General features: G+C 70.5%; 14 protein-coding genes. 11 read left to right on the top strand and 3 right to left on the bottom strand.

Annotated elements, in window-relative coordinates:
- Nucleotides 1–12 precede the first annotated feature (12 nt).
- Entirely contained in the window at nt 13–1,164 is a 1,152-nt protein-coding gene (locus AC07PU_RS23045; RefSeq protein WP_495320824.1) for an acyl-CoA dehydrogenase family protein, read from the bottom strand.
- Between the two features lie 60 nt (nt 1,165–1,224).
- Nucleotides 1,225–1,989, bottom strand: coding sequence for an IclR family transcriptional regulator (locus tag AC07PU_RS23050; protein ID WP_093340550.1), 765 nt, complete (start codon nt 1,987–1,989; stop codon nt 1,225–1,227).
- Between the two features lie 196 nt (nt 1,990–2,185).
- On the opposite strand from AC07PU_RS23050, the gene AC07PU_RS23055 reads away from it, so the two are divergent.
- The 9 genes from AC07PU_RS23055 to AC07PU_RS23095 all read left to right on the top strand — a co-directional run bounded on the left by AC07PU_RS23055 (nt 2,186) and on the right by AC07PU_RS23095 (nt 9,845).
- Nucleotides 2,186–3,172: a Bug family tripartite tricarboxylate transporter substrate binding protein gene (locus AC07PU_RS23055; RefSeq protein ID WP_495320827.1), complete on the top strand. Its 987-nt coding sequence runs from the start codon at nt 2,186–2,188 to the stop codon at nt 3,170–3,172.
- A gap of 37 nt (nt 3,173–3,209) precedes the next feature.
- A complete protein-coding gene (locus tag AC07PU_RS23060) occupies nt 3,210–3,644 on the top strand; it encodes a Zn-ribbon domain-containing OB-fold protein (RefSeq protein WP_495320829.1) in 435 nt (144 codons plus the stop codon).
- Nucleotides 3,641–4,816: a thiolase family protein gene (locus AC07PU_RS23065; RefSeq protein ID WP_495320831.1), complete on the top strand. Its 1,176-nt coding sequence runs from the start codon at nt 3,641–3,643 to the stop codon at nt 4,814–4,816. The genes AC07PU_RS23060 and AC07PU_RS23065 overlap by 4 nt, the downstream gene beginning before the upstream one ends.
- Nucleotides 4,817–4,845: 29 nt before the next feature.
- Entirely contained in the window at nt 4,846–5,652 is an 807-nt protein-coding gene (locus AC07PU_RS23070; RefSeq protein ID WP_495320833.1) for an enoyl-CoA hydratase/isomerase family protein, read from the top strand.
- A 51-nt stretch (nt 5,653–5,703) separates the two neighbouring features.
- Entirely contained in the window at nt 5,704–6,519 is an 816-nt protein-coding gene (locus tag AC07PU_RS23075) for an SDR family NAD(P)-dependent oxidoreductase (RefSeq protein WP_495320835.1), read from the top strand.
- A gap of 91 nt (nt 6,520–6,610) precedes the next feature.
- Entirely contained in the window at nt 6,611–7,792 is a 1,182-nt protein-coding gene (locus AC07PU_RS23080) for a GGDEF domain-containing protein (RefSeq protein ID WP_296784425.1), read from the top strand.
- 90 nt (nt 7,793–7,882) lie between these two features.
- The gene (locus AC07PU_RS23085; protein WP_177239233.1) at nt 7,883–8,191 is read left to right on the top strand and encodes a hypothetical protein; all 309 of its coding nucleotides are present in this window, start codon (nt 7,883–7,885) and stop codon (nt 8,189–8,191) included.
- A 32-nt stretch (nt 8,192–8,223) separates the two neighbouring features.
- On the top strand, nt 8,224–9,150 hold the full coding sequence (gene ku, locus AC07PU_RS23090; RefSeq protein WP_398497411.1) for a non-homologous end joining protein Ku: 927 nt from the start codon (nt 8,224–8,226) through the stop codon (nt 9,148–9,150).
- 47 nt (nt 9,151–9,197) lie between these two features.
- On the top strand, nt 9,198–9,845 hold the full coding sequence (locus AC07PU_RS23095; protein WP_495320839.1) for a hypothetical protein: 648 nt from the start codon (nt 9,198–9,200) through the stop codon (nt 9,843–9,845).
- A 12-nt stretch (nt 9,846–9,857) separates the two neighbouring features.
- On the opposite strand, the gene AC07PU_RS23100 is transcribed toward AC07PU_RS23095, so the two are convergent.
- Nucleotides 9,858–10,256 carry a hypothetical protein gene (locus AC07PU_RS23100; protein WP_093340564.1) on the bottom strand — a complete coding sequence of 133 codons (399 nt, stop codon included), beginning with the start codon at nt 10,254–10,256 and terminating at the stop codon, nt 9,858–9,860.
- Between the two features lie 132 nt (nt 10,257–10,388).
- On the opposite strand from AC07PU_RS23100, the gene AC07PU_RS23105 reads away from it, so the two are divergent.
- Both AC07PU_RS23105 and AC07PU_RS23110 read left to right on the top strand, forming a co-directional pair.
- Entirely contained in the window at nt 10,389–11,015 is a 627-nt protein-coding gene (locus AC07PU_RS23105; protein ID WP_177239234.1) for a response regulator, read from the top strand.
- A 12-nt stretch (nt 11,016–11,027) separates the two neighbouring features.
- Entirely contained in the window at nt 11,028–12,824 is a 1,797-nt protein-coding gene (locus tag AC07PU_RS23110) for a sensor histidine kinase (RefSeq protein ID WP_495320842.1), read from the top strand.
- Nucleotides 12,825–13,043: the final 219 nt, after the last annotated feature.

The raw sequence follows: 13,043 nt of genomic DNA on the forward strand, positions 1-13,043 counted from the left end.
GCGGTGCTCCCCTCAGGCGATCGCCGACATGCCGAGGATCTCGCGCCCGACGATCAGCGTCTGGACCTCGGTCGTGCCCTCGGGAATGGTGCCGCCGCGGGTGTCGCGGAAGATGCGCTCGATCGGGTAGTCGGTGGAATAGCCGAGCCCGCCATGCACCTGCAGCGCCATGCTCGCGACCTCGTGCGCGGCCTCGGTGGCATAGAGCTTGGCGATCGAGCAGGCCATGCGCGCGTCGTCGGCATTGGCGTCGAGTGCCGCGGCCGCGCGCAGCGCCAGCGCGCGCGCCGCCTCCACGCGCACCGTCATGTCGACGATGAGCTTCTGCACCAGCTGGAAGCTGCCGATCGGCTTGCCGAACTGGGTGCGCGTGCGCGCGTAGTCGATCGACAGCTCGAGCGCGGCGCGGGCCGCGCCGACCGCGCCCATCGCGATGTTCACGCGCGCGCCGTCCAGGCCCACCAGCATGCGCTTGAGCGCGCTGCCCTCCTCGCCCAGCAGGTTCTCGCGCGGCACCTTCACGTTGTCGAAGCTCAGCTCGGCGGTGCCGGTGCTGCGCAGCACCATGGTGTCGACGCGGCGCGCCTCGAAGGGCGAGACCTCGCGCTCCACGAGGAAGGTCGACAGCTGCCCCTGGCAGTCGGGGCTGAAGGTGCGCGCCACCACGATGCCGAAGTCGGCGAAGGCACCGTTGGTGATCCACAGCTTGCGGCCGTTGAGCACGTAGTGGTCGCCCTGCAGGTCGGCGCGGGTCTGGATCTGCGCGATGTTCGAGCCGGTGCCGGGCTCGCTGATGGCGGTGAAGACGCGGCGCTCGCTCGCCAGCAGCGGCTCGAGGAACCGTTTCTTTTGCGCCGCCGTGCCCTCGCTCGCGATCTTGTGGATCGGGCCGTTCGTGATGTTGAGCATGGTGCGCAGCGACAGCCAGGTGTGGCCCGCCTCCTCCATCAGCATGGCCCAGGTCATCTGGTCCAGGCCCATGCCGCCTTGCGATTCGGGCAGGCGGCCGCCGATGTAGCCGAACTGCGCGAGCTGCTTCAGGATCTCGAACGGGAAGGTCTTCTCCACGTCGTGCTTCGCCACCAGGGGCGCCACCTCGCTCTTCATGAAGCGCCGGATGCTGTCGCGCAGCAGTTCCTGGTCGGCGTCGGGGGTGAAATTCATCGAGATGTCTCCTGTGGCGTTGGATGGAAAGGGACGCACGCCGGGCGCCCGGCCCTCGGTCTACGAGGCGCCGGGCTCCCGGGCGTTGCGGGGACGGAAGACCAGCGCCTGCACTTCCTGCAGGGCGGCCAGGAAAGGTTCGCGCTGCTGGCGCAGGCGGTCGGTGGGGCCGGCGACCGAGAGCGCGATCGGCTCGCCGCCCACGTAGCCGGCGACGGCCAGGGCCGAGAGCCCGTCGCCGCCTTCGTTCTCGACCCAGATCCAGCCCTGCTCGCGCGCACGCGCCACCTGCGCCTCGAGCGCGGCGAGGTCGGTGATGGTTCCCTCGGCGAGCTGGCGCAGCGGCTTCAGGCGCAGCTGGCGCGCCGCCTCCTCGGGCGTGCCGAGCGCCAGCGCCGCCTTGCCGAGCGCCGAGACATGCAGGCTCAGCTTGTCGCCGGGGTTCTGCATGTAGCGCAGCGGATGGCGGCCCTCGAAGAAGGCCAGCACCTTGACCACGCCGCCCTCGACGCGGCCGACCAGCCCGGTCTCGCCGGTCTTGTCGCGCAGCAGCTCAGCGGCTTCCGAGGCCACGGCATAGAGCGGGTCGCTGGCCGAGATCTCCTTGGCCACGGCCAGCAGCCGGGCGGTCGGATAGAAGCGCCGGCTGCGCGCGGTGCGCAGCAGGTAGCCGAGCTCGTGCAGCGTGTGCAGCAGGTCCGAGCAGCTGCTCTCGGGCAGGTCCATGAGCCGCGCCAGGTCGGAATTGGAGAGCTCGCGCTTTTCGCGCGCGAACAGCTCGAGCAGCGCCATCGTGCGGGCGGCGGCGGGGACGAGTGTGGGCATATTTCCTCCGATATTTCGTAGAGACCCACGAATATTAACGAAGGGACGGTCTAGAACTTCCATTGGTGACGGGCAGTTTCTTCCGATACGGGTTTTCCGGCATCGGCGGATTTCCTCTTGTTTTTCTACGAATGGTCGAAGTATATTGCGATTAATCGTAGACAAACGAGACCCAAAACAAACCCGGAGACAAGGCATGCAGAAGTTCTGGAAGACAGCATTCGTGGGGCTGGCGGCGGTGTCCGCCCTGCTCGGCGGCACCGCCCGGGCGGCCGGCGAGGCCTGGCCCGCCAAGCCCATCACCTTCGTGGTGCCGTTCACGCCGGGCGGCATCACCGACAACACCTCGCGCGTGCTCGCGAAGATCGTGGGCGACAAGCTGGGGCAGCCGGTGGTGGTCGACAACCGGCCCGGCGCGGGCGGCTCGATCGGCGTGGAGGCGGCCTCGCGCCAAGCGCCCGACGGCTACACCCTGATCTATGGCACCCAGGGCACGCAGGCGGCCAACCTCGCGCTCTACAAGAACATTCGCTACGACCCGGTGAAGGACTTCGTGCCGGTGCACGCCATGTCCGAGACGCCGCTGATCCTGGTGATCAACCCGAACCGGCCGTTCAAGACCGTGCCGGAGCTGATCGCCTACGCCAAGGCCAACCCCGGCAAGCTCAACTTCGGCTCGGCCGGCCCGGGCACCGGCACCCACCTGACGGCCGAGCTGTTCCAGGTCGCCACCGGCACCAAGATGACCCACGTGCCCTACAAGGGCAGCAGCCCGGCGCTGACCGACCTGATGGCCGGCAACCTCGACCTGATGTTCGACTACCCGGTGGTGGTCATGCCCTTCGTGCAGGCCGGCAAGCTCAAGCCGCTCGCGATGACCGGCCGCGCGCGGCTGTCGGTGATGCCCGAAGTGCCCACCGTGGGCGAACTCGGCTTCCCGCGCGCCGAGTCCTCGGCCTGGAGCGCGGTCTTCGTGCCCGCGAAGACGCCGCCCGAGGTCGTGAAGAAGCTCGGCGATGCGATCGCGCTGGCCATCGTCGACCCCGAGATGCTGCAGGTCACCGAGAAGTTCGGCAGCGTGCCGCTCAAGGACCTGCGCGACGCGAAGCTCGGCGAGTTCGTCAAGACCGAGATAGTGCGCTGGCGCGAGGTGGTGCAGCAATCGGGCGCCCGCATCGACTGACCCCACGCCTCTTCCTTCCCCCGCGATTCCTTCCTCCATGACCCCAGACCTGACCACGCTCCAGCCCCTGCGGCCCTCGCTCTACCGGCTCGCGGCCGACGGCCGCTCGCTCGACTTCCTGTTCGCGCAATGCCCGCAATGCCGGCAATTGAGCTTTCCGGCCAACGCGCCGGGCTGCATGCATTGCGGCCACGCCATCGATGCCTCGGCGCAGGTGGCGAGCCCCGGCGGCGGCACCCTGCTCGAGTACGTGACCCTGCACGTGGCGATGGTGCCGGGCCTGAGCGCGCCCAGCATCGCGGGCGACATCCGCATCGCCGAGCAGGTGGTGGAGGAAGGCGTGATCGGCGTGGCCGACGAAAGCCTGCTCGCGCCCGGCATGGCGCTGCGCGCGGTGGCGGTGGCGCTGCCCTCGGGCGAGCACTACGGCTGCCACTTCGTGCCGGCGGGTGCGCAAGGAGCCGCGGCATGAGCGGCGGCATGAGCAGCAGCAACTGGCTGGCCGGCAACGGCGGCGTCTACGTGGTCGGCATCGGCCTGCATCCTTATCAGTTCCCCAGCGACACGCCCTACACCCACCTGGGCCTCACGGCCGTGCGCGCCGCGCTGGCCGACGCCGGCCTGGCCTGGAAGCAGGTGCAGGCCGCGTACGTGGGCACCACCTCGATCGGCATGGCCGCGGGCCGCGTGATGCTGCGCCACCTGGGCTCGACCGGGCTCGCGGTGACGCAGGTCGAGAACGCCTCGGCCTCGGGCTCCTTCGCCTTCCGCCAGGCCTGCATGGAAGTGGCGCACGGCATCAGCGACGTGGTGCTCGCGATGGGCGTGGACAAGCATGGCGACGGCCGCCGCGCGGCCAACAAGGACGGGCTCGAACGCCTGAGCGACACCGCCACCATCCCGGCCGTGAAGTTCGCGCTGATGGCGCGCAGCTACCTGCGCGAGCACGGTGGCGGCATGGCGTCGATGGCGAAGGTAGCCGTCAAGAACCACGGCAACGCCGCGCTCAACCCCTACGCGCAGTTCCGCAAGCCGCGCACGCTCGAGCAGGTGCTGGCCTCGCCCAAGGTGGCGGGCGACCTCACGGTGCAGCAGTGCTGCCCGCGCGGCGAAGGCGCCGCCGCGGTGCTGCTGGTGTCGGGCCAGGCGCTGGCGCGGCTCGGGCTGGATCCTGCGCGCTGCGTGCGCGTGCACGCCTCGGCCGCCAGCAGCGAGCGCGACGAAACGCGCTACGGCGAGGGCCCGATCGAGCTGGTGCGCGACAGCGCGCGCGCCGCGCTCGAGCAGGCCGGCATCGGCGCCACCGAGCTCGACCTGCTCGAGCTGCACGACGCCTTCTCGGTCGAGGAACTGCTCTACAGCGAGGCCGTGGGCGTGTGCCAGCCGGGCGAAGGCGCGGCCTACCTCGAGCGCGGCGACTCGCGCATCGGCGGGCGCTGTGCCATCAATGCCTCGGGCGGGCTGATCGGCATGGGCCATCCGCTCGGGCCCACGGGCATCGGCCAGGTCGCCGAGATCGTGCGCCAGATCCGCGGCGAGGCCGAGGGCCGCCAGCACCCGGCCGCGCGCTGGGGCATGGCCCACATGATCGGCCTCGGGTCGGTGGCGATCGCGCACGTGCTCGGCGGCACGGCGCGCGGCTGAAGAACAGACGACACAGGAAGAAGCTCCCCATGAACCCGAACACCCCTGCCCTCGAAACCCTGCTGTACGAAGTGCGCGGCAACGTCGCCGTGGTCACGCTGAACCGGCCCGATCGCATGAACACGCTCGGCGGCTCGATGAAGCCCGACCTCGCGCGCGCCTTCTTCGACTACGCGCGCGCCGACGAGCGCGTGCGCGCCGTCCTCGTCACCGGCAGCGGCGAGCGCGCCTTCTGCGCCGGCGCCGACATCAAGGAACGCGCGGGCCACGCCACCCTCGGCACCGACTACTTCGTGACACAGAAGGCCACGCACGACCTGTTCCGCAACATCGAGGAGTTCGAGAAGCCGGTGATCGCCGCCATCAACGGCGTGGCGCTCGGCGGCGGGCTCGAGATCGCGCTGTGCGCCGACATCCGCCTGGCCTCGCAGGCCGCGCGCTTCGGCCTGCCCGAGATCAAGCTCGGCGTGATCCCCGCGGCCGGCGGCACGCAGCGGCTGCCGCGGCTGATCGGCGAGGCGCGCGCCAAGGAGCTGATCCTCACGGCCGACCTGGTCGACGCCGACACCGCGCTGCGCTACGGCATCGTGAGCCGCGTGCTGCCGCAAGCCGAGCTGATGCCCGCCGCGCTCGAGCTGGCCCAGCGCATCGCCGAGCATCCGCCGCTGGCGGTGCGCTTCGCCAAGCGCGCCATCAACCGCGGCATGCAGACCGACCTCGACTCGGGCCTCGAGTACGAGCGCTACGCGGCCGCCATGATCATCGACAGCGAGGACCGCAAGGAAGGCATGCGCGCCTTCGTCGAGAAGCGCAAGCCGGTGTTCACCGGCCGCTGAGCCCTTCCCTCCATTTCTTTCCCCTCCCCTACAAGACAAGGAACGCATCCCATGAAACTCGGATTGGAAGGCCAGGTCGCGCTGGTCACCGGCGGCGGCCAGGGCGTCGGCCGCCAGATCTGCATCGAACTCGCGGCCGAGGGCGCGCGCGTCATCGTCAACGACCTGTTCGCCGACCGTGCCGAAGCGGTGGCGGCCGAGATCGCGGCCGCCGGCGGCCAGGCCCTCGCGGCGCCGGCCGACATCACGCGCGCCGACCAGGTCGAGGCCATGGTCGCCAGGGGCACGGCGCACTTCGACGCGCCGGTCAGCGTGCTGGTCAACAACGCCGGCATCATTCCCGAGCGCCGCGAGAAGGGCGGGCGCACGCCGCCCTTCCTCGACATGCCCATCGAGGACTGGGCCAAGATCGTCAACCTCAACGTCTACGGCACCATGCACTGCTGCCGCACCGTGCTGCCGGGCATGGTGGCGCGCAAGGGCGGGCGCATCGTCAACATCATCTCGGAGGCCGGGCGCATCGGCGAGGCCAACATGGCGGTGTACTCGGGCGCCAAGGCCGCGATCGCCGGCTTCGGCAAGGCGCTGGCGCGCGAGCACGGCCGGCACGCGATCACCGTCAACTCGGTCGCGCTGGGTGCGGTCTCGCACGCCGGCATCAAGGACGGCCCGCTGCGCGTGGACGCCACGGTCGAGAACGACGAGCGGCTGCCGAAGATGCTCAACGTCTACCCGATCGCCAAGGGCGTGGGCCGGCTCTCGCGGCCCGAGGACGTCTCGGGCGTCGTGGCCTTCCTGGCCTCGGACCGGGCGCTGTTCGTCACCGGCCAGACGCTGGGCGCCTCGGGCGGTTTCGCGATGCTGTGAGCGCGCGTTCCTGAAGATCGGGCCGCGCCCAGGGTTCTCCCGCAGCCCCGCGCCGGCACGGGCTGCGCGCGGCAATGCAGAATCCGGTCCCATGGCTGCGCTGCCTTCCGTCCTCGACCCCCGCTCCGTCATCATGCTGGCGGGGCTGATGGGCGTCGTGATGTCGGTGGTGGTGTTCTTCATGCGCCGCAGCTACCCGGCCACCATCCAGGGCCTGCGCGAGTGGGCCTGGGCGCCGCTGGTGGCCTTCGTCAGCACCCTGCTGTTCGCCGCGCGCGACGTGCTGCCCGACTTCCTCACCATCGTGGTCGCGAACGTGGTGCTGTTCGAGGCCTGCCTCCTCTACTACGCCGGCAGCCAGCGCTTCCTGCACGGCCGCAGCGACACCGCCGGCTGGCACGGCCTGACCGTGCTGATGGCCTGCGCGCTGTTCTGGTTCAGCGCGTTCAAGCCCGACTACGAGATCCGGCTGGTGATCGTCACGGCGCTGGTCGCCGCCCTGTTCTTCAATCACGCGCTGCTCTACATCCGCAACCGCGGCCGCGTGCTCGGCATGCGGCTGATGATCGTGCTGCTGCTGCTGCAGGCGCTGGTGGCCCTGGCGCGGCTGGTGTCGGCGCTGCTGGGCATGGCCGGCGTCGGCCTGATGGACGCGACCCTGCTGCAGTCGATCTACATCTCGATGTACTCCTTCACCGTGCTGCTGCTGTCGATCGCCGCCATCCTGATGGCGACCGACCGCATGCATTCGGAGTTCGAGTTCCTCGCCACCCACGATCCGCTGACCGGCGTGCTCAACCGCCGCGCGCTGCTCGACGCCTGCCAGGCCCAGCTGGCCGCGGCCGGGCGCGACGGCGGCTCGAAGACGCGGCGCATGGCGCTGCTGATGATCGACGTCGACCACTTCAAGTCGATCAACGACCGCTTCGGCCACCAGACCGGCGACGCCGTGCTGCGCGAGGCCGTCGGCCGCATGCAGCGCGCCATCGGCGGCCACGGCCTGCTCGGGCGCTACGGCGGCGAGGAGTTCGTCGTGATGCTGCCCGAGGCCTCGCCCGCCGAGGCCACCGAACTGGCGGCGCGCGTCAAGGCCAGCGCCGGCGAGGCCTTCCCGGCCGACTCGCCGCTGGCCGCCGTGGGCGCCTTCACCGTGAGCATCGGCGTGGCGCCGCAGCAGCCGGGCGCCGACATCGACGACATGCTCGGCCAGGCCGACGAGGCGCTCTACCGCGCCAAGTCGCTGGGGCGCGATCGCGTGGTGCTGGCCGGCTGAGCGCGGCCGCATCGGCTGCGCCCTCCTTCCGACGCCATCAGCCGCCGGCTTCCTACGCCCGACAGCAGCTCGGCTGCGCATCGTGGTGCCATGTCCCTGCTCCCGCTTCGCCGTCTGGCGGTGTTCGTCGAGGCGCCCGATGACGGCCGCTTCGAATGGGTGCTGGGCGAGCTCGACGCCGACGACCACGTGCAGACGATCGCCCGTGCGCGCCGCGGCGTCGACAGCTACCAGCGCGCGATGGCGGCCGGCCTGCTGAAGCTGCAGCAGCAGGTCGAGGACCTCGACGCGGGGCCGAGGGAACAGACCCCGGCCGACGAGGACGAGGACGACAGCGCCGAGGCCTCGGCCCGGCCCGCGCCGCGCGGCACGGCCTTCGGCTTCGGCCGGCCTTCCTGAACCGCCCCCACCACCCATCACGAGGACCCACCATGGCCACCGGCACCCGAACCCTCTGGAAAGGCGCGATCACCTTCGGCCTGGTCCACATCCCCGTCGGCCTGCACACCGCGAGCACCGAGCAGGGCGTGGACTTCGACTGGCTCGACAAGCGCAGCATGGACCCGGTGGGCTACAAGCGCATCAACAAGCGCACCGGCCGCGAGATCGACCGCGACAACATCGTCAAGGGCGTCGAGTACGAGGACGGCAAGTACGTGATCGTCTCGCCGGCCGAGATCGAGGCCGCCTTTCCGCGCACCACGCAGACCATCGAGATCGAGCGCTTCATCGATGCCAACGACATTCCCTTCGTCTACCTCGAGCGGCCCTACTACGTGGCGCCGATCAACAAGGGCCAGAAGGTCTACGCGCTGCTGCGCGAGGTGCTCGTGAAGACCGGCAAGGTCGGGCTCGCGAAGGTGGTGATCTCGACCAAGCAGCACCTGGCCGTGCTCGTGCCCTCGGGCAAGGCGCTGGTGCTGAACCTGATGCGCTGGGGCGACGAAGTGAAGTCGCTCGAGGGTCTGGAGCTGCCGCCCGAGGGCGTGAAGAGCGCGAGGATCACGCCGGCCGAGATGAAGATGGCCGAGCAACTGGTCAAGGACATGTCGGGCGCCTGGGACCCCGAGGACTTCCAGGACGAGTTCAAGCACGCGGTGATGAAGATCGTGCAGAAGAAGGTCAAGGCCGGCGACACCGAGACGGTGATCGAGCCCGAGGAAGAGGCGCCGGGCCCGGGCGCGAAGGTGATCGATCTGACCGAGCTGCTGACGCGCAGCCTCAAGGGCGCGAAGGCGGGGGCCGCCGCGAAGAAAGGGGCGCGCGCGGCGCCCAAGGCGGGGAAGACGGCGGCGAAGAAGACCACGCGCGCCAAGGCCGCGCCGGCCAGGAAATCGGACGAGCGCAAGGCGGCCTGAGGGGCGCGAGGGGGACAATCGGGCCCTCGTCCGAAAAGCCCGCTTCCATGCCGCCCACCCCGTACCTGTTCCTTTCCCTCTCGACCTCGCCAGCCGCGGACCGGCCGGACACGCATGCGCGCTGCCTCAATGCCGCGGGCCGCTGGGCGGTGCACGGCACGGTGGAAGCGCCGCTGCTCGCCTGGCACGCGGCGCAGGCCGACGAAGCGCGCGCCGCCGCCGAGCGCGCGGCCCGGGCCCAGGGCCGGCGGGTCGAGGTGCTGTCGCGCGGCGATGCCGCCTGGGAGGAAGGGCGCGAGATCCGCCTGTTCAGCGAAGCCGCGGCATCGGCGCTGCTCGGTGCGGCCGCCCCGAGCGAAGCCAGGGCCCGCCGCCTGCGCGTGGAGACCGACAAGCTCGAGGCCTTCTGCCTGGTGGTGCGCCAGGCCTCGGCCGCGACCGACCATGAGGCATTCATGCGCATCAGCCGCGCCGCGGGCAAGGCGCTGCAGGTGCGCTTCGGCGGCGGATCGGTCTCGTCGGCCTCCACCTGGCTGGCCGGCCCCAAGGGCCAGGAAGCGCTGCAACACGTGCTGGCCGGCGAAGCCGAACTGGCCGGGCGGCTCACGCTGCGCGAGATCGCCGAGACCGTCGCGCTGGCACAGCAGACCGAACGCCTGCGCCTGGAAGCCGAGCACCCGGGCACGCTGCACTGAGCCTCGCGGCGTTCAGCGCGTCGGCTCCGACGCCGAAGACAGCCGCCGTATCTGCGCCTTCGCGATCGCCCGCCGCGCGAGCGAGCGCGAATTGCCCATGAACCATTCGTAGGTCGCGATGGCGGCCAGGGTCTCGCCGCGTTCCTCGAGCTCGATGGCTTCCGCCATGCAGCGCGCGAACAGCAGGATGGCATCGCGCTCGCGCGCCGGCGCGGCCAGCGAGCGGAGCCGGAGCTCGGGCTGCACGAGGTGGATCTGCCGCTGCACCTCCATCACCTCGATCAGCGCGCGGCCTATTCTTTCGATGTTGTCGGACAGGGGTTGGAGCCGGGTCTTGTGGGCGTCGTCCGCCGCCTGGTCCAGCAGGTGCGAAGCCACTCGCAGCAATTGATGAAGGCGCTTGAGCGTCATCTGCCGACCATAGTTTTTCCGCGCCCGCCGCACATCCCCTCATGCGAGGGGCCAACGCGCCGCCAGCCCCCTTGATGGTGTAAAAACGCGGCCGCGCGGCCAGCACCGGCCCCGCGCAGGGAGAGGCACAAGATGAAGATTCTTGTCGTGGACGACCACGCACTGTTCCGTGCGGGTCTGCGTCTGCTGCTCGCCGGCATGGAAAGCCGCGCGGCCGTCTACGAGGCCGCCACCCTCGGCGAGGCGACCGCGCTCGCCGCCGAACATCCCGATCTCTCCGTCTGCCTGCTCGACCTCACGCTCGCGCGCGAACGCGGCCTCGATGCGCTCACGGCCTTCAAGGCGGCCGCGCCTGATGTCGCCGTGGTGATCGTCTCGGCCACCAGCGATCTCGCGACCGTGCATGCCTGCATCGATGCCGGCGCCATGAGCTTCGTGCCCAAGAGCATGCCGCCCGCGACCCTGACGCAGGCGCTGCAACGGGTGCTCGCGGGGCAGATCCATCTGCCCGAGGAAGTGCTGAGCACCGTCGCGGTGGCACCCCGGCGCCCGGCGCTGAGCCCGCGCGAGCTCGACGTGCTGCGCGGCCTGGCCCGGGCCCTGCCGACCAAGACGATCGCGCGCGAGCTGCGGCTGTCCGAATACACCGTCAAGGAATACATACGCGGGCTGTTCGAGGCGCTCGACGTCCACAACCGGACCGAGGCCGTGATCACCGCGGGGCGGCTCGGCCTGCTGGACCTGCCGCGTCCTTCGTAGCCCGCGGGCCCCGTGCGAGCGATACCCGCCCCTGCCGCCGCGGCCTCGTTCGAACACGAGCTGCGGCGGGAGTTCGTCGAACTGCATGCGCGCGTGACCTTGCGCATACCGCTGGCGCAGGCGCTGCTGGTCGGCGGCTCGGCCTTCGTGCTGCTGCCGCAGGTGCCGCTCGCCGAGTTCGCGCTGTGGGCCGTCGCGGTGCTGTGCATGGAGGGCGCGCGCGCCGCCCATGCCTGGCATGTGCTGCGGCGGCTCTCGCGCCTCGACCTGCGCAAGGCCCTGCGCCAGCAGGTCGCCCTGGCCTTCCTGGCCGGTGCCGAGGCCGGCGTGATGCTGCCGCTGTTCAACCCCGACCTCAGCGCGCTGAACCAGACCTTCCTGACCTTCATCCTGGTCGCGCTGCCGGCCATCGGCGTCGCGGTCTCGATCTCCTCGCGCCTCGTTGCCGGCACCTATGCCGCCGCGATCCTCGTGCCCACCTCCACCGCCTGGGTCGTGCTGCATCCGGAGCACCTGCTGGCTTCCGCGGTCATGACCATCGCCTACATGCTGGCGCTGCTGTTCGCCGCCAACGAGAACGAGAAGCTGCTCACGCGCTCGGTGGCGATCCGGCGCGAGCGCGACGAGATGGTGCGCCACCTCGAGCGCAGCAATGAAGAGGTCCAGGCGGCGGTCACGCGCGCGGAGGCCGCGGCGCTGGCGCGCACACGCGTGCTCGCGGCCGCGAGCCACGACCTGCGCCAGCCGCTGCACGCGCTGTCGGTCTACAGCGCGATCCTGGCCGCGAGCCCCACGCCAGCCACGCTGGACGAGGTCGCCGCGCACATCGACCAGCTGGTGCGCTCGCTCGGTGCGCTGCTGCACGGGCTGCTCGACCTGTCGCAGCTCTCCTCGGGCCACTACGTGCCGGTGCGGCAGCGCTTCGCGCTCGACGCGGTGATCGCGAGCGTCTGCGCCGAGTTCGAGGCGGCCGCGGCGACCAAGGGCCTGTACTTCACGCGCGAGCTGCGGCCCGTCACGCTCGAGAGCGATCCCACCGCGGTGCTGCGCATCGCGCGCAACCTGATCGACAACGCCATCAAGTACACCGAGCGCGGCGGCCTGCGCGTGCGACTGCGGCACGACGGCCTGTGCGCCATCCTGGTGGTGGAGGACAGCGGCAGGGGCATCGCCCCCGCCGAGCACGACCGCATCTTCGAGGAGTTCTATCAACTCGGCAACGCGGGGCGCGACCGCAGCCAGGGCGTGGGCCTGGGGCTGGCGATCGTCGAGCGACTGGTCGTGCTGATCGGCGCGCGCATCTCGCTGCGCTCGCGGCTCGGCGCCGGCAGCCGCTTCGAAGTGCGCATGCCCGGCGTGCGCGAGACGCCACCGCCCGTGGCCGCGGCCGTGCTGCCACCGCCGGCGGCCGCGCTCGAGGCCACGACCGGCGGCCGGCCGACGGTCTACCTGGTCGACGACGAACCCGACATCGTGCGCGGCATGACGACCCTGCTGCAGGCCTGGCAGCTCGAGGTGCGCGCCGCCCTCGATGCCGCCGGCACGGCGGCGCTGTTCGACGCCGGCGGCTGCCCCGACCTGCTGATCGCGGACCTGCGGCTGCGCGGCAACGAGCACGGGCCGGCGCTGGTCGCGCGGCTGCGCGAACTGCATGGCGAGTTTCCGGTGGTCTTCATCACGGGCGAGACCTCGTCCGAGGCCTTGCGCGAGGCGCGCGCCACGCGCTGGCCGCTGCTGCACAAGCCCGTGGATGCGCAGACCTTGCGCGCGACGATCGAGTCGCTGCTGACGCCGCCGGCCCGGATTTGAGTTTTATTTATCTGAGTTGAAAATTAGACTGAATATTTTTCATGCCGATGTAACGAACAAACACCATCCTTTGGTTTTCATTTCGACGGAACTCTTCCCGCAGCGCAGCCCTGCCTTGCGGAACCCGTCTTCTTTTCCAGAGGTTCATGGTGTTCACGACGCCCCAGTCTTTTTCCAAACGCTTCCTCGCGGTGGCCTGCGCAGTCTTTCTCGCCTCGT

The organism is Variovorax sp. GW821-FHT10D07 (assembly GCF_059415325.1).